Source organism: Streptomyces sp. NPDC054872, assembly GCF_053610705.1.
Genome location: NZ_JBSGYY010000029.1, coordinates 1 through 23134 on the forward strand (window position 1 = coordinate 1; position 23134 = coordinate 23134).

Below are 23134 nucleotides of genomic sequence, written 5' to 3' on the forward strand. Positions count from 1 at the left end.
GTGTCCGGGTCGACGAGTCTTGAGTAGGTCAGGGGGGGGAGGAACCCCGGCTTCTCCCTGCCGAGTTCTTGCAGGATCCCCAACACCGACCATCACCGCTGGAAGCAGTTGCTGACGGATGCGGGTGTTCGTGACGGGCGGCTGCACGATGCGCGTCACATCGCCGCGACTGTCCTGTTGATCCTCAAGGCCCCCGATGTAGTGGTCGACTCGATCATGGCATGGGAGCCGGGTGGGTCCGCGTGCCTGCGCAGCCTGTACAAGCACACGTCCGTATCCTGATCAGGTCGATCACTGCACACGAATGAGCTTGGCTCTCACCTGCTTGGCGGCCCGGTGTTGGTTGCCGTGGTGCGGCTCATTCCGGGCCCTTACGCGGCTGTTGGTATCAGACGTTGATGTCAGACACCAGTAAGCGCTTGACAGCTATGGCTTGGGCAACTCCATGACAAAGCTCCCGATGCCCGGTTGCATCTGCGCGAGTGCACACGACCTGTCCAACGAGGTGTACGAGTGCTGCCCCCCACTGCCCGAAGCGCCCAGTAGGAGTTGAACCGACTAGACCGTTTCTGGCGGCTCTTGAAACCGATTCTCGGCTGCAACAGGCGGCTTCAGTAGAGCAGACAGTGGCTCAGGAGGGGCGCATGTAATGCCAATCGATCACTCGGCGATCGACTGAGAGCCATCAGAAATGCCCTACGTGATGACGAGCAGGACGATCCACATCACTGCAGCCAGCGCAGGCAGGCCGTAGACGATGAACGGCAACGTGGTGGGCCCCGGCCTGCGACATACCGCCTCAGTAGCATCGACATCGGGGAGCCTCGCCCGGGTGCGCCGATAGATCGCTTGGCAGAATTTGAGGTGCCGGTCGCCAACGAAGAGCCACACCGTGGTTAACCCGATGCCGAACGCGGCCATGACTCGCGCTGGTCCGTGCCCTTGACCGCCTGTCGCAATGGTGCTGTACGCGACAGTGAGGAGTGATTGAGCGATGAGGAACAGGTTGCCCCTCTGAAAGAGCATCTCCCCTTCATGTAGCCAATGCCCCCAAAGGCGGGCGTCCTCGGCTCGTCGCTGCTCGTCATTCCCTGGGGTCGCCATGCGGGAGGACTGCCCGCGGGCACGGGGAACAGTCGGCTCCGGGTAGGTCAGGTCACGAACAGCAACGAGAGCCAGAGAATTGCCGCCATCAGAGGCAAGCCGTACGTGATCAGCAGGAGAGCAATGGGTTTCCGCGCCCACGTCGCGCGTGTCACCGCAAACTCCGGCAGCCTGCGCTGCGCCTGGTCTTGCACCACCCGGTAGTAGTGAAACTGTCGATGACACACGAACATGCACACCAGGGCCATCACCAGACCGAAGGTCGCGAGAAGTCTCGCCGCGGACAGATGCTCGCCTGAAGTAAGCAGTGTTGTGTAGGCGACCGCGAACAGGGACTGCCCTACTAGGAACAAGTTATTGCCCGAGAACAGAATGCTGTTCTCGTGAAGCATGTGCCCCCACAGCCTCGCATCCTCAGCGAGCCGCTGGGCGTCGCCTTCGTCTGCCATGCCGTTTGTGTGCCCGCCAGTAGTCCGGAGCTATCCACTCCGGACTGCGCATCCCCCCTTTGGTCTTTCTAGTGGCGATGCCCATTGGTCCCGCCATAGATCGGTAGTCCCTACTGCGGGCTCTGGGCAGGTCAGGCCCGTGCTTGCCCCGCCTGCGCATGCCGCAGCTTCCACACAGACGCGGGGAGGTGGCTGCCGCGCGCGGTGTTCAGGTGGGTTAGGTGTTGGAGTGCCTCATTGGCGAGTCCCAGGGCCTCTGTGAGTCGGCGGACGGTTGTGTAGGTGGTGCCTCGTGTGATGGCAGCTTGTTCGAAGTCCTTGATCTGAGCCAGAAGGTCGTGTGGGGCGACAGGGCCTGTCCTGTGCTGGCTCAGTCGTTGTGCCTTTGCGCGTTCGTAGTCGATCTCGGATGTGCCGCAGACAGTTCGGCAGGCGCTTTCCGCTTCGTCGAGCGTGGTTGTGGCGGTGATGGCTTGGGCGAGGCGGTTGGCGGCGAGCGCGGTTGCCAGGTCGACCTGGTGGACGGTGGGGCCTTCGGCGGTGAGAGGGACCGGGAGCCCGGCGTCGCGGACCTCGCAGAGGCCTCGGGCGCCCAGCGCGGTGGCGGTGAGCAAGGCTGTGGCCTCGGAAGGGTGCCAGGTGAGCACCGGGATGATGGCTTGGGCGTGCTCGGGAGTGAAGGTCGTGGTCAGAGGGCCGAGGCGCGGGCGGAGGATGTCTGCGGGGATCTCGCCATCGAGGCCGGGGCCCGCCACGAGGAGGCGTACGGGCGCGTCGCTGCGGGTGCAGGCGGCCAGGGTGAGGGCGTCGGCCAGCGGGCTGCGCAGGGTGGGTTCGTCGCCGTGGGCCAGAATGTCGCCGCCGACGTCCAAGAGGTCGACCGTCTCCGGCGTGAAGTGGGCGATCAGTTCGTTGAGTTGCTGGGTGATACCCGCTGCTCCGGCATACGGGTCGATCAACGCGAAGGTGTGGGGGAGTTCGGCTGCGACACGGGGGAGCGTTGCCGCGTGCTGTGACTGCAGGGTCGCGTTTCCGGGGACTGCCCGGACGCGGGGGGTGAGTTGGCATAGGCCGGTGAAGTCGGCGGGGGTGCGTGGGCCCGGTACCGGATCGACGATCAGGCGGTCCCAGGAGTACGTCAGGATCAGCGCCGGCTCGCCGTCGTCCCCGTACAGGGCAGTGTGCAGCATCGCCGCTGCCACCGCGTCGCCGCCGCCCCCGGCTGCCACTATGAGCCGTTTCACGAGAGCAGGGTATGGGCCCGTCCGCTCTCTGCGCACTTATAGTGGCCACTGGTATTAGCCAGTCGGTGAAGGGAATGTCGCGTGCCCGAGATCGCTGAGGCCTTGCCCAAGTACCTGCAGATTGCCCAGTTCCTTCGCGATCAGATCCTGCGTGGGGATCTGCGGGCAGGCGAAGAGGTGCCGTCCGAGCGGCAGTTGGCTGTCGAATGGAATGTCTCCCGGCCCACCAGCGCCCGCGCCTTGGAGGCGCTTCGGCATCAAGGGCTTGTCGAGAAGCGGCAGGGCTCGGGGACGTACGTACGCGATCAGCAAGTCCACCGGCGGGCGCGTGAGCGCTATGGGCGGGCGCGCCAGGTGGGGCGGATCTATGGGCCGGGGGAGTACGCGGTCATCGCGTCGGCCGGGTACGCAGAGGCGCCTGACCACGTAGCCGAGGCGCTTGAACTCGGCAAAGACCGCCGCGCAGTTCAGCGGCGGCGGGTGACCAACTCGGACGACGGCCCAATCGAGGTGTCCACCTCCTGGTTCCCGGGGGAGCTGGGGCGCCGGGCACCCAAGCTCGTCGAACCCGAGCGGATCCGTGAAGGCACGGTCATGTACGTCGAGGAAGTCACCGGCCGTCGCGGCAGCTATGGCGAAGATCGTGTCTGCGCTCGCTTGGCCACCGAGGAGGAAGGCGACGAGCTTGGGCTCGAACTGCCCGCTGCGGTGCTCGTGGTTCATCATGTCGTCTACGACCTGCAGGACGGTCCGCTGGAGTTCGCGGAGGCCGTGTATCCGCCGGGACGCTGGGCGTTCGAGCAGGGTTACCCGTTGGGGTGAGTCGTGGGCGGCGATTCCCCGGAAGCCCTTGCCGCCCGAAGTGGCCAATGCCACTATCCGGTAAGTGGCCTTAGCCACTTACCGGAAGGGGAAGCGCAATGACGCGCACCAACGACAACTCCGGCGACGACGCCCTACTCCAGCCACTCGGCGGGATGGTCCTCTATCCCCTCCCGGAGTCGGTCGGACGCGCTCGCCGCTGGTTCCGGAAGTTCACCGAGCCGTACCAACTCGGCTGCTCCACCGATGACTGCGTGCTGATGGTCTCGGAGTTGGTCACCAACGCCATCCTCTACGGAGAGGCGGACGAGCCCTGGCGGGTGCGCGTCCGCTGGTACCGCTTAGGTGAAGCGCTGCGCGTGGACGTGGACAATCCCGGCTGCCCCGCACACGTCCGACTGCGCTCACCTCGGGCCACGGAGGCTCACGGGCGCGGCCTGCTTCTTGTCGACGCGCTGGCCGACGAGTGGTGGTCCGGCCCAAGCCTCCATGGTGGGACGGTCATTGTTTTCGTCATGCATCGCGCCTTCAAGCCTGGCTAAGAGGCAGCTAAGGGCCTACGAGATCGGCGTCCACCTCAATGCCGAAAATGGAACGGGAACCAGAAGCGACCCGTGGCCGACCACTGGTGCGCAAGTCCCGTACGCCGTCGCTCAGGGAGCCGTGGTGTACGGGCCGGAACGGCTCACTGGATCGAGGTCGCGGCAGCATGCACTGGTACGAGGACGACGGATTCTGGTCCGACTTCTCCGAGACGATGTTCTCCGAGCGGCGGCGGGCGGAGACGGCGGACATCGTCGCCCGCTCGCCGCTCCTGGCGTTCCCGGCGGGCAGTCGCGTGCTCGACCTGTGCTGCGGGCCCGGCCTCTACCTCGTGCCGCTGGTGCACCGTGGCTACACGGTCACGGGGGTGGACCTCAGCGCCGAGCTGCTGAAGCGGGCCGAGGCCGCGTGTGCGGACGCCGCGGTCGATGTCCGTCTGATCCGGGCCGACATGCTCACCCACGTCGAGCCCCAGACGTACGACGTCGTGCTGAACGTTTTCACCTCCTTCGGCTACTTCGACGACCCGCAGGACAACTTCCGGGTGCTGCGCAACGCTCATGAGTCGCTGGTGCCGGGCGGGCAGCTGCTGATCGACGTGATGGGCAAGGAAGTGCTTGCCGGGTGGATCGGCCACCCTCAGTTGGTCGAACTCGACGGGGCGTACGTGGTGCAGCGCGACACCGTCCTGGACAGCTGGACGCGTCTGCGGACCGACTGGACGCTCGTGCGGGACGGCGTCGCGCGCGAGGCCTCCATCACCTCCTTCCTCTTCAGCGCGGCCGAGCTGCGCACCCTCCTTGAGGACGCGGGTTTTACCGGCGTGGAGTGCTTCGGCGGCTTCGACGGCGAGCCCTACGACCACCACTCGCGGCGCCTCATCGTGCGAGGGAGCAAGCCCGCCCGCTGACCGGGGCAGTTCGTGAATCTCCGGGAACTCGGCGGCGACGCCCGCCGACTACTGGATGGTGCCGCCCGTGCAGAGGCGGCCACACCACATCGCTGCCAACTGTCCTACGGGTGAAGGGACGTCATGACCGAGGCCACATCCGATGCCTCGACGGAGGCATCGCCGGGGGCCGCCTCGCTGCAGGCGGCTCCTCATGAGCCGGAGGCGGGCAAGGCGGGCCGCGGGCGGCTGGTGACCACGCTGACCGTGCTCTCCGTGACACTGGTCGTCTCCGTCCTCGCCGGGATCGCCCTCGGCCCCACCGTCGTGCCGCTCGGGGACGTCGTGCGTTTCCTGACCGCCGCCCTCACCGGCGGCAGCATCGGGGCCGACGACGTCACCGGCTACTCCATCGTCTGGCATGTGCGCACCCCACGGGTGCTGCTCGCAGCCGTGGTGGGGGCGGGGCTCTCGGTCGTCGGCGTCGCCATCCAGGCGCTGGTGCGCAACGCCCTCGCGGACCCGTTCGTCCTCGGCATCTCCTCCGGAGCCTCCGTCGGGGCCACCGCGGTCGTGGTGTTCGGGGTCTTCGCCGGTCTGGGCGTCTACGCCCTGTCCGCCGCCGCGTTCCTCGGGGCGCTCGGAGCCACCGTGCTGGTGTATCTGGCCGCGCGGGGGCCGCTCGGTCTGACGCCGTTGCGCCTGGTCCTGACGGGCGTCGCGCTTGCGTACGGGTTCCAGGCGCTGATGAGCGTGCTCGTCTTCCTCTCGCCGAACGGGCAGGCCGCCCGTACGGTCCTCTTCTGGCTGCTCGGCAGTCTTGGCTCGGCGTCCTGGGAGTCACTCCCGCTGGCGGCCGGCGCCGTACTGGTGACGGTCGTGGTGCTGCTGCGCCAGAGCAGGTCCCTTGACGTGCTGTCGCTCGGGGACGAGACCGCGGCCAGTCTGGGCGTGGACGCGGAGGCGCTGCGGCGCCGACTCTTCCTGCTCACGGCGGCGGTCACCGGCCTGATCGTCGCGGTCAGCGGGGCGATCGGCTTCGTCGGGCTCGTCCTGCCGCATGTCGTGCGCATCCTCGTCGGCTCGACCCACCGCCGGGTCCTCGCCGTCGCACCGCTCGCCGGGGCCTGCTTCCTGGTCTGGGTCGACCTCGTCGCCCGTACCGCCTTCGCCCCCGAGGAACTGCCGCTCGGGGTCATCACCGCGCTGATCGGCGTACCGGTGTTCATCGTGCTGATGCGCCGCCGCGGCTATCTGTTCGGAGGGCGGTAGATGACCCTCGTACTGCGGGAGCTGTCCGTCGAGGCGGCGGGGCGCGCCCTGGTCGACCGGTTGAACATCGAGGTGGAGGACGGGCACGTCGTCGGGCTCGTCGGCCCGAACGGCAGCGGCAAGTCCACCGCCCTGCGCTGCGTCTACCGGGCGCTGAAGCCGACGTCCGGAGCCGTCCTCCTGGACGGATCCGACCTGACGACCCTCAAGCTGCGCGACAGCGCCCGGTCGATCGCCGCGCTCACCCAGGAGAGCCACACCGAACTCGACTTCACGGTCGGGGAGGTCGTGGCCCTCGGCCGCGCCCCGCACGCACGCGGCAACCAGCCCCTCACGGCACGCGAACGCGTCCTGTGCCGACAGGCGATGGACCGGCTCGACGTCACCCACCTCACGGACCGTAGCGTGCTCACCCTCTCCGGCGGTGAGCGGCAGCGCGTGCTCGTGGCGCGTGCTCTCGTCCAGGAACCCCGCGTCCTGGTCCTCGACGAGCCCACCAACCACCTCGACATCCGCCACCAGGTGGAGCTCCTCTCCTTCCTGCGCGGATCGGGACTCACCGTGCTCACGGCCCTGCACGACCTCAATCTGGCGGCCGCCGCCTGCGACAGCATCGCTGTCCTCAGCGGCGGCTCCCTGGTCGCCACGGGCACCCCGGCGGACGTCCTGAACCCCGAGTTGATCCGCAAGGTGTTCGGCGTCGACGCCACCGTCGTGCACCACCCCCGCACCGGCATCCCCCAGCTCGTCTACGACCTCGCCCCCACCGGCACCCCGGCACCCGCCGACGCCCTGGCAGAAGGACCGCACTCATGATCCGACCACCGCTGCCCCGCGCCCTGGCGGCAGCCGCCGCGCTTCTCACGACCGGGCTCCTGACCACCGGCTGCGGCGCCGAGGTCGAGCCCACGGCGGAGAACAAGGCGGAGACGGTCACCATCTCCAACTGCGGCGAGAACATCACGTACACCCGCCCCGAGCGGCCGGTGGCCTACGACGTCAGTGGCGCCGAGAAGATGTTCTCCCTCGGCCTCGCCGACCGGATGCGCGGCTACGTCATGAACAAGCTCGGAGACCCCTCCATCAAGCGATCGCCCTGGCGCGAGGACTACGCGGACGTGGAGCGCCTCGGCACCGAGCGCATCACCCGCGAGATCGTGGCCGACGCCAAGGCCGACTTCGTCTTCGCCGGCTGGAACTCCGGCTTCAGCGAGGAGCGCGGCATCACGCCCGCTCTCCTGAAGAAGGTCGGGTCCGCCAGCTATCTGCACACCGAGACGTGCTGGGACTACGGCGACAAGAGCATCGACGTCACACCCCTGGAGGCGCTCTACACGGACCTGGACAACCTGGGCCGGATCTTCGGCGTGGAGAAGCGCGCCGAGAAGCTCGTCACCGACCTCAAGGGACGCGTCGCCACCCTGAAGAAGACCTGGCCCGAGAAGGGCGACCCGGCCAAGGTCTTCGTCTACGACTCCGGCACCGACCAGCCCTTCACCGCCGGACGCCATGCCGCACCGAACGACATCATCAAGGCAGCGGGCGGCACGAACGTCTTCGACGGCCTCAACAAGGGCTGGACGACGGTGGGTTGGGAACCGGTCATCAAGGCGAAGCCCGAAGTCATCGTCATCATCGACTACGCCGACCAGCCGGCCAAGGAGAAGATCGCCTACCTGAAGTCGCTCGACAGCCTGAAGTCGGTCCCGGCCGTGAAGGAGAGCCGCTTCTTCGTCATGTCCTACGGCGACGCCGTCAGCGGCCCGCGCAACGTCAAGGGCGCCGAGCGCCTGGGCGGCTACCTCCGGTCGGTGGGCCGATGACCCCCTTGCGCACGGCAGCACCCTCCGCGGCCACCGTTCACGGTCACATCACCGACGCGATCAAGGCCCCCGACCTGCTGCGACTCTCCGACAACGTCGTCCTCGCGCGCTTCGAGACGATGAAGGTGTACGCGGCTCTCGGCGCGGTCCGCACCCTCCTGGAGCGCGGGACCGTGCGGCCCGGCCAGACCCTCGTCGACAGTTCCAGCGGCATCTACGCCCTTGCCCTCGCCATGGCGTGCCACCGCTACGGGCTCGGCTGCCACATCGTGGCGTCCACCACCGTCGACGGCGCGATGCGGGCCCAGTTGGAGATCCTCGGTGCCACGGTGGACCAGATGCCGCCCTCCGACAATCTGCGGCTCGACCAGGAGCGGCGGGTGCGTCGCGTGCGTCAACTGCTGGGCGAGCGGACCGACTTGCACTGGATGCGCCAGTACCACGACGGCGTGCACTACGCGGGTTACGAGGAGTTCGCGGACCTGGTCGACGCCGCGCTGCCCGACGCCCAACTGACCGTGGTCGGGGCTGTCGGCACCGGGGCCTCGACCGGGGGCCTCGTCCAGCCGTTGCGTCAACGCGGCCGGGACGTGCGGCTGTTGGGCCTCCAGCCCTAACGGCAGCGTCACGTTCGGCAGCGAGGACTTCAGCGATCCCGAGGCGATCATCGCCGGGATCGGCAGCTCGATCCCCTTCGACAACGTCCGACACGAGCTGTACGACACCCTCCACTGGGTGGACTTCCGGCACGCGATGGCGGGAGCCGTCGATCTGCTGCGCGCGCACGCGGTGTTCGCCGGTCTCTCCACCGGTGCGGCACACCTCGTCACGGGCTGGGAGGCGGCCCGTAACCCGGACCGGATGCATCTGGTGATCGGCGCCGACACGGGACACCGCTACACCGAACGAGTCTTCGCCCGGCACCAGGAGGCGCTCGACCCGCGCACCCTCAAGCCGCACCAGATCACGGAGCTGACCGACCTCGCGCTGCCGTGGTCGGCGATGGAGTGGAACCGGCGCAGTTACGACGTACGCACGAAGAAGCACCAGATGCACGAGACGCATGAGAAGGAGGGACAGGCATCGTGACGATCGCCGCCCTGGAAGCACTCACCTTCGGCCTCGGACGGCTGGTCGAGGCGGCCGACGTAGCCGGGCACCGCCTCTGCCTGCTCACGGGCAACCGAGCCGTGTACCGACACGAGCTGGACCGCCTGGCACCGGGCGCACTCGACATCGTCGACGCGGACACCCGTGACACGGCCGCGTGCGCCGAGGCCCTGGCAGCGGTACCGGACCTGAAGGGGCTCATCAACTCGACCGACACCTGGAGCGTGCCCGGCGCGGATCTCGCCGCCGAACTCGGCCTGCCCGGACCCGACCCGGCCGCGGTCCGCGTCCTGCGGGACAAGTCCCGGGTGCGCAACCTCCTGCACGGACAGAACCTGAGCCGCGGGCCCGCCCTCACGATCCCGGCCGAGCCCGCAGCGGCCGAAGAGGTGCTGCGGCAGATCGGCCTGCCGGTGGTCCTCAAGGACTCGGCGGGCACCTCGTCCCGCAACGTCTGGCTGGTCCGTGACGAGCGGCAGCTGCACGCCGCGCTCCGTGAAGCCTCCCGACGCCCGTTCTCCGGGCGGCTGTTCGCGGAGCCCTTCTTCGCCGGGCCCGTCTACAGCGCGGAGACGCTCAGCTGGGCGGGTGAGACGAAGCTCCTGGGTGTGCTCAGCCGCCAGATGTCTGCCGAGCCGTCCGTCCGTGAGGAGGCCGCCGCCTTCCCCGTCGCCCTGCCGGAAGGGGACTTCGCCCTGATCCAGGACTGGGTGGCGCGCGTCCTCGCCACCGCGGGCCACGACGAAGGTTTCGCACACGTCGAGTTCGTCCTCACCACCGAAGGACCGGAGCTCGTCGAGATCAACCGGCGCATCGGCGGCGCGCTCGTCGGTGAGGCCCTGTGCCGCGCCCTGCGCACCAACGTGTACGACGCGATGATCGCCGTCGCGCTCGGCCTGCGTCCCGCCCTGCTCGACGCACCGGGGGCCACCGGCCCCGCCACGGGATTCGTCCTCCTCTATCCCGACCGGCCCGGCACCCTCACCGGATGGTCTGGCGTGGACGGCCTCCCCGCCTTCCCCGGCTCGCCCGAGTGGTACCCCACCGCGGCCCCCGGCGACCGCCTGGAACACGTACGTGATCAGCGCGGCTGCACCGGGATCGTCCTGGCGGAGGGCGCCACAGCGGAACTCGCCCTGCACCGTGCGCTCAGCGCGGCCGGGAGCATACGGCCGCTCGTCGCCGCCGACGCCCCGGTGTGACACTCCTCGGCAAGCCGCGCGGGCGCCTGCGCTCGGGCATCGCGCGGCTCACCGGGCCGCAACGCTTCCTGCTCGCGGGGTCGTTCCTGATCCCGCTGGGCAGCTTCGCCGTCCTGCCCTTCATGTCGGTGCTGCTGCACGAGCGGCTCGGCATGGGGCTCGGCACGGTCGGCGTCGTGCTGGCCGTCGCCTCGCTGGTGCAGTTCTCGGGCGGAGTGGTCGGCGGCGCGGTGGCCGAGCGCATCGGGCTGCGGCACACGATGCTGCTCGCCCTGTCGATCCGTACGGCGGGCTTCGCCTGCTTTCTTCCCGGCCTGCGCCACCCGGCAGCCGCCGTCCTCGCCCTCTTCCTGGTGTCGGTCGGCGCCGCCCTCTACCTGCCCGCGAACAAGGCCTACCTGATACATGAGGCCGACGCCGGGCAGCGCCCCTTGTTGCTGTCCGCGAGCAGCTCGGCCCTGAACGCGGGCATCGCCCTGGGGCCGCTGGCCGCGGCGCCCTTCGTCCTCAGCGCCTCTGCCGGACTCTTCACGGCAGTGACCGCGCTGTTCGCGGCGATCACCGTGGGCCATGGCCTGCTGCCGGTCGAGAACCCGGACCGCGGGCGGAGTGCCGGGACAGGCCGAGAACGGACGCCTGCCCGCAGGGAGAGGGTGTTCGCCGGCCTCGCCTTGCTGCCCTTCACGACCACCGTGCTGAGCCTGTACGTCTTCATGTTCTTCCAGCACTACCTCGCGCTGTACGCGGTGCCCCGCACCTCGACCACGTACTACGGACTGGTCCTCGCGCTCTACGCCCTGCTGCTCGTCGTCGCGCAGCCCCTCCTCTCGGACCGGATCGCACGCCTGCCCTACGCCCGGGCCCTGTGGCTCGGTTTCGGCGCGATGGCCGCGGGGATGGCCACGCTCGCCGTCGGCAACCACGCCGCGATCATGGCCGGTGCCCTGCTCGTCTGTCTCGGTGAGATCGTCCTCTTCTTCAAGAACGACCTCGAGGCCCTCGACCGGTCGCCGCGTGCGCCGGCGGTCGTGTTCGGCCACCAGCGGCTCGCGGCCGGGATCGGGGCCTTCGCCAGCGGGGTGACGGGAGGCGTGGGTTACCAGTTCGCCGAACGCGGCGGCAGCGCCAATTTGTTCTGGGTCGCGGTGGCCACGCAGTGCGGACTGCTGCCGCTGCTCTTGAGCCGCTGGGCCGCTGTCAGAGGCCGAGGTCACTGAGGCCGGGGTGGTCGTCGGGGCGGCGGCCGAGCGGCCAGTGGTACGTGCGGTCGGACTCCTCGATGGGCAGGTCGTTGATGGACGCGTGCCGGGTCCGCATCAGGCCGTCGGGGTCGAACTCCCAGTTCTCGTTGCCGTACGAGCGGTACCAGTGGCCGGAGTCGTCATGCCATTCGTAGGCGAAGCGCACCGCGATGCGGTGGCCGTCGTACGCCCACAGTTCCTTGATGAGGCGGTAGTCCAGCTCGCGGTCCCACTTGCGGGAGAGGAAGGCGGCGATGGCGTCGCGCCCCGTGACGAACTCCGCGCGATTGCGCCAGCGGGAGTCCTTGCTGTAGGCGAGGGCCACTTTCTCGGGATCGCGGGAGTTCCAGCCGTCCTCGGCGAGGCGGACCTTCTCGGTCGCGGTCTCCCTGGTGAACGGTGGAACTGGCGGGCGGGTGCTCATGGGTGGCTCCTCAGGTCGAGGGGGATGAGGATGGAGAACGAGCGTTCTCCGTCCTCGGGTCGCCCACGATAGGAGAACGGTCGTTCTCGCGCAATGGTGCGTCGGTGCGCGCCCCCACGACCCCGTAGTAGCCTGGGAGAACGTACGTTCTCACCCTGCCTGGAGCCCTCATGGATCGCGCCGAAGCGGAAGTCAGGCTGCTCGACGCCGCCGACGAGCTCTTCTACGAGCGAGGAGTCCAGGCCGTGGGCATGGACCAGGTGCGGACGGCGTCCGGCGTGTCACTCAAGCGCCTCTACCAGGTCTTCCCGTCGAAATCGGAGTTGGTCCGCGCCTGGCTCGAACGGCGCGACCGCCGCTGGAGGGCGCGGCTCGCCGAGTACGCCGACGCCCGGCCGGCAGGCACGGAGCGCGTGCTCGGGGTCTACGACTGGCTCTACGAGTGGTTCTCCGAACCGGACTTCCGGGGCTGCGCGTTCATCAACTCCTTCGGTGAACTCGGTGCCGTCGACCCGGCGTTGGCCGACACCGTCCGGGCGCACAAGCGCGCCTTCCGTGACTACATGGCGGGACTTGTGGCCGCCGCGGGCGAATCCGGGCAGACTGTCGGCCCGTTGGTCCTGCTCGCGGAGGGGGCCATGACCGCGGCCGCCATATCGGGCTCACCCGAGCCGGCGCGCCAAGCCCGGCAGGGCGCGGCTCAGTTGCTGGCCGCGCGGTGAACGCCGGCCGCGGAACAGGAAGAAGGGCTGATGGCGAAGACGTATCGCGTCGGTTTCGGGACGCGTCTGATCAATGGCGTGTTCCAGGCGATGACCCGGCGCGGGATGGGCAAGAGCTACCGGTACATCCTCACCGTGCGCGGCAGGAAGTCGGGCCGGCTGTTCTCCACTCCGGTCGACGTGATGTCGGCCGGGGGTGAGCGCTGGGTCGTCGGCGCCTACGGGGTGAGCAACTGGGTGCGCAATGCCCGCGTGGCCGGACAGATCGAGCTCAGCAGGGGCGGCACGTCCCAGACCGTGCGCGTGATCGAGCTGGGCCCTGAGGAAAGCGTCCCCGTGTTGCGTCAGTACTGGCGCGAAGTGCCCGTCACCCGACCCTACTTCGACGTGACGGGCGACTCGACGGACGAGGAGTTCGCCGCCGAGTCGCCACGTCACCCGGTGTTCCGCCTGGCGTAGGCCAGTCAGTTCAGTCAGTCCGGTCCGTCCGGTCAGTTCGCCTTCGCCCCGGTGTGCAGGGCCAGGGCGCTGCGGGCGGGCAGGGTGGTCTCGATCTTTCCGTCATCCCCGACGGTGACCGTGTTTCCCTCGCAGTCGTCCGCGGACGCCTTGGCGACATTGCAGTAGGTGCCGCCGGGCAGGGACGTCGCGAAGGTCTGGGACAGCTCGCCGTCGCCGTTGTTGAGGGCCATGAACCCCTTGGCGCCGCGGCCGAAGGCGAGGGCGCTGCCGCCGTTGTCCCACCAGTCGGTCAGCTCGGCGGCGCCCACCTCGTTGCGGAACCCGACGAGGCCGGTGATCGCCTGCTGGGCATGGGTGTTCGTCCAGCCGTCCGCGCCGCTGGGCGGGCCCGCGTCCTTCTCGGACCACTCGTAGCCGGAGTACACGTTCGGTGAGCCGTAGGGGGACGCGAGCATGAAGACGTTGGCCAGGGAGTAGGTCTCGCCGTCCTTGTAGGTGAGGGTCGAGCCGTTGCGCTCGGTGTCCCAGTTGTCGACGAACGTACGGGCCGAGCCGCTGCCCAGTTTGCCGTCCGCGACCGATTTCAGCTGCGCTATGTCGCCGCCCTGGAAGGCACTCTTGAGGTGCCCGCCGTAGCGGAACTCGTCGACGTCCCCGACGCCGGTGTACTCGTCGGGCTGCACGGCCTCGCCGCCGCCGTGGATGACCTCCGACACCCAGAACCCGGGATCGCCCATCTTGCCCTTGATGGCGGCGACGTCGTCGGCGGCCATGTGCTTGGCGGCATCGATGCGGAAGCCGTCCACGCCGAGGGACCGCAGGTCGTCGAGGTACGCGGCGATGGTGCCGCGGACCGCGTCGCTGCCGGTGTCGAGGTCGGCAAGGCCCACCAGTTCGCAGTTCTGGACGTTGTCACGGCTGGTGTAGTCGTTGATGCTCGTGCGGCAGGTGTGGAAGTCCGCGTCCCGGAAGGAGCCGGGATACTCGTACTTGCCGTACGCGGTGCCACCGGTGCCCGTGCCCGAGCCCGCCGCCATGTGGTTGACGACGGCGTCCGCGATGACCTTGACGCCTGCCTGGTGACAGGCGTCGACCATGCCCTTGAAGGCGGCGCGGTCGCCGAGGCGCCCCGCGATCCGGTAACTGACGGGCTGGTACGAGGTCCACCACTGGTCGCCCTGTATGTGCTCGGAGGCGGGTGACACCTGGACGTAGCCGTAGCCCGCCGGACCGAGCTGCTCGGTGCAGGCCTTGCCCACGTCCGCGAACTGCCGCTCGAACATGGTGGCGGTGACGGTCTTCTCGCCGGGCGGTGTCGCCTGCGACTGCCAGGGCGCGAACGTCGCGAGACCGGCCGCGGCCAGGACCCCGGCCGACGTCGCGCCAAGCAGGCGGGAACGGTACTGCATGCTGCGGCTCCTTCTGGACCGGGCACAGCTGTGCCCTGAGAAGGCAACTACTCGTGGGGGAGGCTGCCGTGGGGGGATTCCGAGGGGGAGCCTGCCTCTCGCTCATGTACGCGTCAATGCTTTCTGCAAGAAATTTCAACTACTCCCTCCGCCAAGGGGGTCGTTGCTGCAAGAACTTGCGTGAATTCACTTCTTACTCAGGGGTAGGCTCGCCGCTTTCCTTGTTATACGGTCTGTCTAACAAGCGGGCCGCGGCGCGTTGCGGAACGGCGCCCCGGTCCGTTGCCTGAGCGAACAAGAGAACGTACGCATCAGAGTCAAGGAGCCGCAGCATGGCAAGCAGCACTGTTCGGCCGGCATCGCACGATCACCCCGAAGAAGACGACGTGGCCCGGCGGTTGCTCGACTCGGCCGCCGAGCTGGCCTATGACCCGGCCACCGAGGTGGACTGGGAGACCCCCCTCGACCGGGACTTCCACGGCGCGAGCCCGGAATGGTGCTCCCTGTACGGCACGGCCTACTGGCAGGAGCTCACCGAGGCGCAGCGCAAGGAGCTGACGCGGCAGGAAGCCGCGTCGGTGGCCAGCACGGGCATCTGGTTCGAGATGATCCTCCAGCAAATGGTGCTCCGCGATGTGTACATGAAGGACCCGGCCAGCGACGAAGTGCAGTGGGCGCTCACCGAGATAGCCGAGGAATGCCGGCACTCGATCATGTTCGCCCGCGGCGCCCGGAAGCTGGGCGCTCCCGCCTACCGGCCCAAGCGGTTCGCGATGGAGCTCGGCCGCGCGTTCAAGACGGTGGCCTTCGGCGAGGCGGCCTACGCCGCGATCCTCGTGGCCGAAGAGGTGCTCGACGTCATGCAGCGCGACTGGATGCGCGACGAGCGTGTCGTGCCGTTCGTCCGCACGATCAACAACATCCATGTCGTCGAGGAATCCCGGCACATGAAGTTCGCCCGCGACCAGACGACCAAGCGACTCTCCGGGGCGGGCCCGCTGCGCCGCCAGATCAACGCCTTCGTCGTCGCCATCGCCTCGTACTACATCGTCACCAGCATGGTGAACCCCAAGGTGTACGAGAACGCCGGGCTCGACGAGAAGCGCGCCCTCGCCGAGGCGAAGGCCAACGAACACCACAAGTCCATGATGCGGTCCAGCTGTTCGGGCCTGATGGAGTTCCTGGCCTCCTCCAAGCTGCTCACCAAGCCGGCCCTTGCCTTCTACAAGCGCGCCCATCTCATCTGAGCCCATCTCGTCTGAGCCAAATCTCCTCTGAACCAATCCCCTCTGAGTCAACCCCCGCTGGGCCGGCCCGACCTGAGTGGGCCTCACCTGAGCCGGCCTCACCAGACCCGAGCGAGTCGAGCCGACGACATGACCTCCTACGCCATCACCCAGACCTGCTGCAACGATGCCACCTGCGTCGCGGTCTGCCCGGTCAACTGCATCCACCCGACCCCGCAGGAAAGGGCGTTCGGCAGCACGGAGATGCTGCACATCGACCCGGCCACCTGCATAGGCTGCGGCGCCTGCGCCGACGCCTGTCCCGTCGAGGCGATCTTCCCGGTGGACAGCCTGCCCGCCGCCCAACGGGAGTACGAGGCGATCAACGCGGCGTACTTCGAGGACCGGGCGCCCGAACCGGCCCCGGACGGGCCGAACTTCCACGCCTGGGACGAGCCGTCCTTCCCGCGGGTCCTGCCGTCGGACTTCGCGCCGCTCAAGGTCGCCGTCGTCGGCACGGGACCGGCCGGGATGTACGCGGTTCAGGACCTGCTCCTGCACACCAGCGCCGAAGTGACCCTCATCGACCGGCTGCCCGTGACCGGCGGCCTCGTGCGCTTCGGCGTGGCGCCCGACCATCCCGCCACCAGGAAGGTCGGCGACACCTTCGCGCGGTTCCACACGCATCCAAGGGTGCGGATGCATCTCGGTCTCGACGTGGGCGCCGACGTCACCGCGCAGGAGCTGGCCGCCCATCACGACGCGGTCATCTACGCCGTGGGCGCGTCGGCCGATCGCACGCTGTCCGTGCCGGGCGAGGACCTGCCCGGCAGCATGTCCGCGAGGGCCTTCGTCGCCTGGTACAACGGCCACCCGGACGCGACGCCGGACGCGATCGACCTGTCCGCCGAGCGCGTGGTCGTCGTCGGCAACGGCAACGTGGCCCTCGACGTCGCCCGCATCCTGCTCGCCGACCCCGACAGCCTCGCCCGCACGGACATCGCCGACCACGCGCTCGCGGCGCTGCGGTCCGCCAAGGTGCGCGAGGTGGTCCTGCTCGGACGGCGGGGCCCCGAGGACGCCGCCTACACCAAGTCCGAACTGCTCGCCCTCAAGCACGTACCGGGCCTGGATCTGATCGTGGACGACCACGACCCCCGGACCGGGGCCGCCATCGACGCAGCGGACCAGGCGACCGATCCGAAGGGCAGGGCAGCCCTCCTGCGCGGCGTCACGCGCGAGCCCGTCGACTGGACGCGGGAACCCGCCCCCGGTCGGCGTATCGTGCTCCGCTTCCACTCGGCCCCGCTGGAGATGCTCGGCGACCAGAGCGTCCAGGGCGTGCGCGTCGCGGAGGCGTCGGGGGAGCGGACGATCGGCGCGCGCATGGTCCTGCGCGCGATCGGCTACCGCGGGGTGCCGGTCGCCGGACTGCCCTTCGACGACGCCACAGGCACCGTCCCGCACGAGGGCGGCCGGGTGGCAGGACAGCCCGGCACCTATGTCGTGGGCTGGATCAAGCGAGGGCCCAGCGGTGGGATCGGCGCCAACCGCACCTGCGCCGCCGAGACGGTCACCACGCTCCTTGCCGACGCGGTCGCCGGCGCCCTGCCCTCCCGGCGGAGTGCCCCGAAGGCCTTCCACCGGCTCGCGCGGCGCCGCAACGGAAAGGGCAGCGCGGTCCTGAGCCGGTAGGCCGGCTCACTTCGCGCGGGACTCGGCCAGGGTGTGCGCGACCAGGGCGTTGGCGTGTCCGTGCCCCAGACCGTGCTCGGTCTTGAGCCAGCCGACGAGGTCCATGTGCTTGGTCAGCGGCGACGAACGGATGAGGTCCTTCCACTCCGTGATCGGCCGCCCGTACTTCTTCTCGATCGAGGGGAAGTAGCTGGCAGGGCCCTTGGTGGCTTCGGTCATGGTGACGCCGTCCCGTCTTGCGGAGTGTTGTTGCCAGGTAGACGCGTGGGACACGATCGAGTCATCGGCCGGCCGGGGTGTCGTGGGTCACACCCCGGCCGGATCGGGCTGCCGGCGGCGTCCGGCGCGGGCCGCCAGGGGGTCGGCGGCCGTGCCTCGCGGGCGATTGGCGGGGCCCGATGGCCGGGCTTAGCCTGAGAGCAGTGAACGCCCCCGTTCACCGCTCGACCGATACACCGGCACTCCCATGACGGGCTCTCGCGCGACACCCTCGGAGCCTGCCGCCTCCCCGAAGCGGGGCAGCGGCAGCGGTATCGCACTCCTCGTCATCGCCTCGTGCCAGCTGATGGTGGTTCTCGACATCACCATCGTGAACATCGCGCTTCCGCACATCCAGAGCTCGCTCGGCTTCTCGACCGAGTCCCTGTCCTGGGTGATCAACGCCTACACGCTGACGTTCGGCGGTCTGCTCCTGCTCGGCGGGCGCCTCGGTGACATCCTCGGGCGCCGCAGGGTCTTCATGTTCGGCGTCCTGCTCTTCGTCTTCGCCTCGCTGCTCGGCGGACTCTCCCAGGAATCCTGGCAGTTGCTCGCCGCGCGCTCGCTGCAGGGCGTCGGCGGTGCCATCGCCTCGCCGACCGCCCTCTCGCTGATCACCACGACCTTCCGCGAAGGACCCGAGCGCAACCGGGCGTTCGGTGTGTTCGCGGCGGTCTCGGCGGGCGGCAGCGCCATCGGGCTGCTCGCCGGCGGACTGCTCGTGGAGTGGCTCGACTGGCGCTGGGTCCTGTTCGTGAACATCCCCATCGGCCTGCTCATCGCCTTCGCCACACCCCGCTACATCCGTGAGTCCGAGCGGCACCCGGGGCACTTCGACATCCTCGGCGCCCTCACCTCCACGGTGGGCATGGTGCTGCTCGTCTACGGGTTCATCCGTGCCTCCGAGGACGGCTGGAGCGACAGCGTGACCATCGCGGCGTTCGCGGCGGCCGTCGTCCTGCTGGGCCTGTTCCTTGCCGTCGAGCGCCGTTCGAGGCAGCCCATCACGCCCCTGTGGATGTTCCGCGACCGCAATCGCGCGGGTGTCTACGGAATGATGCTGTGCCTGGCAGCGGCCATGTTCGGCATGTTCTTCTTCCTGACGCTCTTCGTGCAGAACATCCTGGACTTCAGCCCGCTCCGCGCCGGTCTGGCCTTTCTGCCGGTGAGCGCGATCATCGCGGTCGGCGCGGGGCTCGCCTCGCAGCTGCTGCCCAAGTGGGGGCCCAAGCCCTTCATGGTGGTGGGCGCGGTGCTTGCCGCCGTCGGGCTCGGCTGGCTGACGCTGACCGACGTCGACAGCACGTACGTGGGAAGCCTGCTCGGTCCCGTGCTGGTCTTCGGCTTCGGGATGGGCATGCAGTTCGTGTCGCTGACGCTGATGGCGGTGTCGGGCGTGGAGTCGCGGGACGCCGGAGCGGCCTCCGGTATCCTCAACGCCACCCAGCAGGTGGGCGGTTCGCTCGGCCTGTCCGTCCTGGTCACGGTCTTCGGCACGGCCAGCCGCAACGAGGCCACGGATCAGGTTCCCCGCTTCCTGGCGGAGGCGACCCGGGCCGAGCAGCTCCAGTTCCGCAGGACGGGGGAGCTGCCGGGACGCTGGGGCGACCAGGTCCTCGCCTCGGGCATCTCCAGTTCCTTCATCGCCGCGGCCGTCTTCGCCGTAGTCGCCGCGTTGATCGCCCTGCTGGTCATCCAGGTGCGGCCCGCCGACCTTGAGCGCCTCCAGGGCGGCGGCATGCCGCTCGCACCTGCGGCGGACGTGCCGGAGCGGGACGCGGGTGAGGGTTCTTCTCCCCGGAAGGGCCCTGCCGCGCCCGACTGAGAACCGCCCGCACCCAGGCCCCGCGCGGCGCTCCGTCGGCGGATGGCCTGATTCCCTTGGTGTGCACGCGAGTTGATTGCGGGCAGACGTAGTATGACCAGCCGGTCGGGGGCGGGACGGTGGGGGCGGCGCGGGGCAAGGACCCAGGAGACGGGCTTGGACACGGACACCGACTACCGCTTACTGGGCCCGGTCGAGGCGTGGCGTGCGGGCCGCCGCCTCGGTCTCGGCGGACCCAAGCCGCGGGCACTCCTGGCGGCGCTGCTCCTGGAGCCGGGGCGTGTGGTGTCGGTCGACGCCCTGATCGACGCCATCTGGGGCGAGAGGCCGCCGGACACGGCACGTTCCCTGATCCAGTCGTATGTCTCCGCGCTGCGCCGCGCGCTGCCCGCCGACGTCATCGAGACCCGGCCGCCCGGCTATCTGATCCACGCGGACGCCACCCTCGTCGACCGGGTCGAGTTCGAGCGCCTCGCCGTACGGGGCAGGCAGGCGGCCGCCGAAGGAGACCATGGCGCCGCCGCACGACTGTTGGGGGAGGCCCTGGCGCTGTGGCGCGGCCCCGCGCTCGGCGGGATCGGCGAGACACTGCGGGCCGTGGCCGACCAGCTGGACGAGGCGCGGCAGGCGGTCGTCGAGGACCGGATCGCCGCCCAGCTGGCCCGGTCGGGCCGGGAGAGGGACCTGGTGGCCGAACTCACCGCCCTGGTCTCCAGGCATCCCACCCGGGAGCGGCCGCGCGGCCAACTGATGCTCGCCCTCTACCGGTTGGGGCGCCAGGCCGACGCGCTCGCGGTCTATGCCGAGGGCCGCGAGGTTCTGTCCCAGGAGCTCGGCATCGATCCCGGCCCCGACCTCAGACGGATGCACGAGGCGATCCTGCGGGCCGACGAGGAGCTGCTGCCCGCCGAGCCGGGCGACCCCGAGCCCGCCACCGGCTTCCGGGATGCCGCCGCTGTCCCCGTGGCGGCCCTTCTGCCGCCCACCATCGGCGACTTCACCGGCCGGGACGCGCAACTGACCGACATACGGGCCGCGCTGTCCGGGCCCCGTGAGGCCATGCCGGTCGTCGTGCTGTCCGGGCCCGGCGGTGTCGGCAAGTCGACCCTGGGGGTACGGGCCGCGCACCAGGTCGCCGGCGCCTACCCGGACGGACAGCTGTACGCCGAACTGCGCGGCGCCACAGACCCGGTGGCGCCCGGCGAAGTCCTCGGCCGGCTCCTCTACGCCCTGGGGGCCGATCCGCCCGACGGGGACGCCGAGCGGCGCGACCTCTTCCGCAGCCTGGTCGCCGGACGCCGCGTGCTGCTCGTGCTCGACGACGCGGCCAGCGAGTCCCAGGTGCGCCCACTGCTTCCCGGAAGCGCCACCTGCGGAGTGCTCATCACCGCGCGGGCACGCCTCGGCGCCCTGCCCTGTACCCACCGCACCGATATCGACGTGCTCGACACGGAACCGGGGACGGAACTCCTCGGACGCGTCGCGGGGGAGCGCCACGTCAGGGACGAACCGGACGCCGCCCGGCGCATCGTCGAACTGTGCGGCGGGCTCCCGCTCGCCATCCGCATCGCGGGCGCCCGCCTGGCCACCCGCCGCCACTGGACCGCGCGCATGCTCGCCGACCGGCTCGCCGACGAACACCACCGCCTGGACGAACTCGCCGTCGGCGACCTGGAGGTCCGGGCCGGCCTCGGCCTGAGCTACCGGGCCCTGGACGCCCCCGCCCGCACCGCCCTGCGCCGCCTCGGCCTGCTCGCCGCACCCGATGTCGCCGCGTGGGTGGTGACCGCCCTGCTCGACGTGCCGGAGGCCGAGGCGGACCGTGTCGTGGAGCAGCTCATCGACGCACAGCTCCTGCACTGCACCGGTGTCGACCGCGCGGGCCAGCCCCGGTACCGGCCCCACGACCTGGTCCGTGTGTACGCCGCCGAGCGCGCCGACGCCGAGGACCCGCCCGCCGAACGGGCGGCCGCCGTCGGCCGCGCGCTGGGCGCCTGGCTCTGGCTCACCGGCCTCGCCGCGTCCGCCACACCCTCGGGCGCGGTCGAACTGCACCGCGGGCTCCTGGACTCCACCAGTGCGAACGGCTCCGGCCGCTCCCTGCGGCAACTCGTGCGGCCCGTCGGACCCGAAGCCGCCCAGCGGGCTCTCGCCGATCCGGCCGCCTGGTTCGAGGCCGAGGCCGACGCGATTGCCGCCGCCGTCGAGCGCGCGGCAGCCCTCGACCTGCACACCCTCTCCTGCGAGGCCGCGGCGGCGCTGTGCTCCTCCGCGTACACCGTCGGCAACCGCTTCGAGGCGTGGTGGCGCACCCATGACGCGGCACTGGCCGCGGCCCGCCGCGCCGAGAACAGGGCGGGCGAGGCGCTGTTGCTCATCGGTCTCGGCCAACTCCGTTACGAACAGGACCGGTTCCCCGAGTCCCAGGGTTACTTCAAGCAGGCGGCGGGCCTCTGCGCCGAGCTCGGTGACGTACGCGGACGGGCCGCGGCCTTCGCCGGGCTCGGCAGCGCCCTGCGCGAGGCGGGGCGCCTGCGTGCGGCACAGGAGACCCTGGTGCGCGCCGTCGACGGTTTCCGCGAGCTCCACGACGATCCGGGCCTCGGCCTGTCCTGCCGGTACGCCGGATCCGTCCAGCTCGAACTCGGTGACTTCGCGGCCTCCCGCTCCTTCCTCGACGAATCGCTGCGGGCCTACCGCAGGCTCGGCAGCCGTCGCGGCGAATCGCTCACGCTGCGCTCGCTCGGGCTTGTGCACCGCGCCGTCGGCGAGTACGCGGCGGCGGAGGAGCTGTCGGGGCGTGCGGTGGACCTGCTGAGCACCCTGGGGGACCCGCTCATGCTCGCCTACGCGATGCAGGCGCGGGCCAAGTCCCGCATCAGGCTGGGCCGTCCGGTCGAGGCGGAGGCCGAGATCCGCGACGTACTCGACATCTGCCGCGGCCAGCGCGACCGCTTCGGAGAGGCACTGGGCATGCGCACCCTCGGCGAGTGCGAGCTCGCCGCGGGCCGCCTGGACACCGCCGAACAACACCTGACCGCGGCCGCCGACCTCTGGAACGACCTGGGGCTTCCGCTTCCCCGCGCCCGCACCCTGCGTGACCTCGCGGCGGCGCGCGAGGCCGCGGGTGACCGAGCGGCGGCAGCCGCGCTGCGCGCCGAGGCGCGGGAGGTCTTCACGGCTTACGAGGCGCGGGAACGGAACGAGCCGGGGCTCTGAACCGCCCGAAATGACGGTCCTGCAATCCGCTTGCCCCGGACTTGCAGAGAATTTGCAGCGGCCTGCGTCACGCTCTGGTTGTCGGCGGGTGAACACGCCGACGGCAACGGGGGATCGCAGGAAACAACGGGGGACTCAGCGGAATTCATCGGGGGAAGCACGGGGGAAGGCCACTGATGCCTCGTACGGCCCACA

Annotated in this window: 20 protein-coding genes and 2 pseudogenes; 16 read left to right on the top strand and 6 right to left on the bottom strand. The window is 69.9% G+C overall.

From position 1 onward, the window contains the following. Positions 1-78: 78 nt before the first annotated feature. A pseudogene (locus tag ACWGIH_RS29550) lies at positions 79-273 on the top strand (site-specific integrase); the annotation flags it as partial. Between the two features lie 423 nt (positions 274-696). Here ACWGIH_RS29550 and ACWGIH_RS29555 read toward each other — a convergent pair. The 3 genes from ACWGIH_RS29555 to ACWGIH_RS29565 form a co-directional block, all read right to left on the bottom strand. Then, entirely contained in the window at positions 697-921 is a 225-nt protein-coding gene (locus ACWGIH_RS29555) for a hypothetical protein (protein WP_453442729.1), read from the bottom strand. A gap of 230 nt (positions 922-1151) precedes the next feature. Next, positions 1152-1553 (bottom strand): hypothetical protein, encoded by a 402-nt coding sequence (locus ACWGIH_RS29560; RefSeq protein WP_453442728.1) that lies wholly within the window; start codon positions 1551-1553, stop codon positions 1152-1154. A 131-nt stretch (positions 1554-1684) separates the two neighbouring features. Then, positions 1685-2797, bottom strand: a complete 1113-nt coding sequence (locus ACWGIH_RS29565; protein WP_453442727.1) for a DUF1152 domain-containing protein — start codon at positions 2795-2797, stop codon at positions 1685-1687. 81 nt (positions 2798-2878) lie between these two features. Between ACWGIH_RS29565 and ACWGIH_RS29570 the strand changes: the two genes are divergently transcribed. The 9 genes and pseudogenes from ACWGIH_RS29570 to ACWGIH_RS29610 all read left to right on the top strand — a co-directional run bounded on the left by ACWGIH_RS29570 (position 2879) and on the right by ACWGIH_RS29610 (position 11675). Further along, complete coding sequence (locus ACWGIH_RS29570; protein WP_453442726.1) at positions 2879-3619, top strand: GntR family transcriptional regulator; 741 nt, start codon at positions 2879-2881, stop codon at positions 3617-3619. 98 nt (positions 3620-3717) lie between these two features. Continuing rightward, a complete protein-coding gene (locus ACWGIH_RS29575; protein ID WP_453442725.1) occupies positions 3718-4161 on the top strand; it encodes an ATP-binding protein in 444 nt (147 codons plus the stop codon). A 167-nt stretch (positions 4162-4328) separates the two neighbouring features. Next, a complete protein-coding gene (locus ACWGIH_RS29580; RefSeq protein ID WP_453442724.1) occupies positions 4329-5072 on the top strand; it encodes a class I SAM-dependent methyltransferase in 744 nt (247 codons plus the stop codon). Between the two features lie 123 nt (positions 5073-5195). Then, the gene (locus ACWGIH_RS29585; RefSeq protein ID WP_453442722.1) at positions 5196-6323 is read left to right on the top strand and encodes a FecCD family ABC transporter permease; all 1128 of its coding nucleotides are present in this window, start codon (positions 5196-5198) and stop codon (positions 6321-6323) included. Next, positions 6324-7139 (top strand): ABC transporter ATP-binding protein, encoded by an 816-nt coding sequence (locus tag ACWGIH_RS29590; RefSeq protein ID WP_453442721.1) that lies wholly within the window; start codon positions 6324-6326, stop codon positions 7137-7139. After that, complete coding sequence (locus ACWGIH_RS29595) at positions 7136-8146, top strand: ABC transporter substrate-binding protein (RefSeq protein WP_453442719.1); 1011 nt, start codon at positions 7136-7138, stop codon at positions 8144-8146. The genes ACWGIH_RS29590 and ACWGIH_RS29595 overlap by 4 nt, the downstream gene beginning before the upstream one ends. Beyond that, positions 8143-9235: pseudogene (locus ACWGIH_RS29600) on the top strand (pyridoxal-phosphate dependent enzyme). The gene ACWGIH_RS29595 and the pseudogene ACWGIH_RS29600 overlap by 4 nt, the downstream one beginning before the upstream one ends. Then, complete coding sequence (locus tag ACWGIH_RS29605) at positions 9232-10458, top strand: ATP-grasp domain-containing protein (RefSeq protein ID WP_453442717.1); 1227 nt, start codon at positions 9232-9234, stop codon at positions 10456-10458. Before ACWGIH_RS29600 ends, ACWGIH_RS29605 begins: the two are co-directional and overlap by 4 nt. After that, complete coding sequence (locus tag ACWGIH_RS29610; RefSeq protein WP_453442715.1) at positions 10455-11675, top strand: MFS transporter; 1221 nt, start codon at positions 10455-10457, stop codon at positions 11673-11675. Before ACWGIH_RS29605 ends, ACWGIH_RS29610 begins: the two co-directional genes overlap by 4 nt. On the opposite strand, the gene ACWGIH_RS29615 is transcribed toward ACWGIH_RS29610, so the two are convergent. Beyond that, positions 11656-12123, bottom strand: a complete 468-nt coding sequence (locus ACWGIH_RS29615; RefSeq protein WP_453442713.1) for a nuclear transport factor 2 family protein — start codon at positions 12121-12123, stop codon at positions 11656-11658. The two genes, ACWGIH_RS29610 and ACWGIH_RS29615, sit on opposite strands and share 20 nt — an antisense overlap. A 170-nt stretch (positions 12124-12293) precedes the next feature. Here ACWGIH_RS29615 and ACWGIH_RS29620 point away from each other — a divergent pair, with 170 nt between their 5' ends. Continuing rightward, positions 12294-12845 (top strand): TetR/AcrR family transcriptional regulator, encoded by a 552-nt coding sequence (locus ACWGIH_RS29620; protein ID WP_453442711.1) that lies wholly within the window; start codon positions 12294-12296, stop codon positions 12843-12845. A 30-nt stretch (positions 12846-12875) separates the two neighbouring features. Next, entirely contained in the window at positions 12876-13304 is a 429-nt protein-coding gene (locus ACWGIH_RS29625) for a nitroreductase/quinone reductase family protein (RefSeq protein WP_453442709.1), read from the top strand. Positions 13305-13336: 32 nt separating this feature from the next. On the opposite strand, the gene ACWGIH_RS29630 is transcribed toward ACWGIH_RS29625, so the two are convergent. Beyond that, positions 13337-14716: an alpha-amylase gene (locus ACWGIH_RS29630; RefSeq protein WP_453442707.1), complete on the bottom strand. Its 1380-nt coding sequence runs from the start codon at positions 14714-14716 to the stop codon at positions 13337-13339. Positions 14717-15048: 332 nt separating this feature from the next. Between ACWGIH_RS29630 and ACWGIH_RS29635 the strand changes: the two genes are divergently transcribed. Together ACWGIH_RS29635 and ACWGIH_RS29640 are read left to right on the top strand one after the other, a co-directional pair. Further along, the gene (locus tag ACWGIH_RS29635; protein WP_453442706.1) at positions 15049-15963 is read left to right on the top strand and encodes an AurF N-oxygenase family protein; all 915 of its coding nucleotides are present in this window, start codon (positions 15049-15051) and stop codon (positions 15961-15963) included. A gap of 129 nt (positions 15964-16092) precedes the next feature. Continuing rightward, positions 16093-17637, top strand: coding sequence for an FAD-dependent oxidoreductase (locus tag ACWGIH_RS29640; RefSeq protein WP_453442704.1), 1545 nt, complete (start codon positions 16093-16095; stop codon positions 17635-17637). A gap of 6 nt (positions 17638-17643) precedes the next feature. On the opposite strand, the gene ACWGIH_RS29645 is transcribed toward ACWGIH_RS29640, so the two are convergent. Further along, complete coding sequence (locus ACWGIH_RS29645) at positions 17644-17856, bottom strand: DUF4287 domain-containing protein (protein ID WP_453442702.1); 213 nt, start codon at positions 17854-17856, stop codon at positions 17644-17646. Positions 17857-18103: 247 nt separating this feature from the next. On the opposite strand from ACWGIH_RS29645, the gene ACWGIH_RS29650 reads away from it, so the two are divergent. Further along, positions 18104-19720: an MFS transporter gene (locus ACWGIH_RS29650; RefSeq protein WP_453442700.1), complete on the top strand. Its 1617-nt coding sequence runs from the start codon at positions 18104-18106 to the stop codon at positions 19718-19720. Positions 19721-19876: 156 nt separating this feature from the next. After that, on the top strand, positions 19877-22939 hold the full coding sequence (locus ACWGIH_RS29655; protein WP_453442699.1) for a BTAD domain-containing putative transcriptional regulator: 3063 nt from the start codon (positions 19877-19879) through the stop codon (positions 22937-22939). The last annotated feature ends 195 nt before the right edge of the window (positions 22940-23134 follow it).

Excerpts from the sequence above, each read along its gene's own strand:
- ACWGIH_RS29555 (WP_453442729.1), bottom strand. The coding sequence starts at position 921 with ATGGCCGCGTTCGGCATCGGGTTAACCACGGTGTGGCTCTTCGTTGGC.
- ACWGIH_RS29560 (WP_453442728.1), bottom strand. The coding sequence starts at position 1,553 with ATGGCAGACGAAGGCGACGCCCAGCGGCTCGCTGAGGATGCGAGGCTG.
- ACWGIH_RS29575 (WP_453442725.1), top strand. The coding sequence starts at position 3,718 with ATGACGCGCACCAACGACAACTCCGGCGACGACGCCCTACTCCAGCCA.
- ACWGIH_RS29580 (WP_453442724.1), top strand. The coding sequence starts at position 4,329 with ATGCACTGGTACGAGGACGACGGATTCTGGTCCGACTTCTCCGAGACG.
- ACWGIH_RS29585 (WP_453442722.1), top strand. The coding sequence starts at position 5,196 with ATGACCGAGGCCACATCCGATGCCTCGACGGAGGCATCGCCGGGGGCC.
- ACWGIH_RS29590 (WP_453442721.1), top strand. The coding sequence starts at position 6,324 with ATGACCCTCGTACTGCGGGAGCTGTCCGTCGAGGCGGCGGGGCGCGCC.
- ACWGIH_RS29595 (WP_453442719.1), top strand. The coding sequence starts at position 7,136 with ATGATCCGACCACCGCTGCCCCGCGCCCTGGCGGCAGCCGCCGCGCTT.
- ACWGIH_RS29615 (WP_453442713.1), bottom strand. The coding sequence starts at position 12,123 with ATGAGCACCCGCCCGCCAGTTCCACCGTTCACCAGGGAGACCGCGACC.
- ACWGIH_RS29620 (WP_453442711.1), top strand. The coding sequence starts at position 12,294 with ATGGATCGCGCCGAAGCGGAAGTCAGGCTGCTCGACGCCGCCGACGAG.
- ACWGIH_RS29625 (WP_453442709.1), top strand. The coding sequence starts at position 12,876 with ATGGCGAAGACGTATCGCGTCGGTTTCGGGACGCGTCTGATCAATGGC.
- ACWGIH_RS29630 (WP_453442707.1), bottom strand. The coding sequence starts at position 14,716 with ATGCAGTACCGTTCCCGCCTGCTTGGCGCGACGTCGGCCGGGGTCCTG.
- ACWGIH_RS29635 (WP_453442706.1), top strand. The coding sequence starts at position 15,049 with ATGGCAAGCAGCACTGTTCGGCCGGCATCGCACGATCACCCCGAAGAA.
- ACWGIH_RS29640 (WP_453442704.1), top strand. The coding sequence starts at position 16,093 with ATGACCTCCTACGCCATCACCCAGACCTGCTGCAACGATGCCACCTGC.
- ACWGIH_RS29645 (WP_453442702.1), bottom strand. The coding sequence starts at position 17,856 with ATGACCGAAGCCACCAAGGGCCCTGCCAGCTACTTCCCCTCGATCGAG.
- ACWGIH_RS29650 (WP_453442700.1), top strand. The coding sequence starts at position 18,104 with ATGACGGGCTCTCGCGCGACACCCTCGGAGCCTGCCGCCTCCCCGAAG.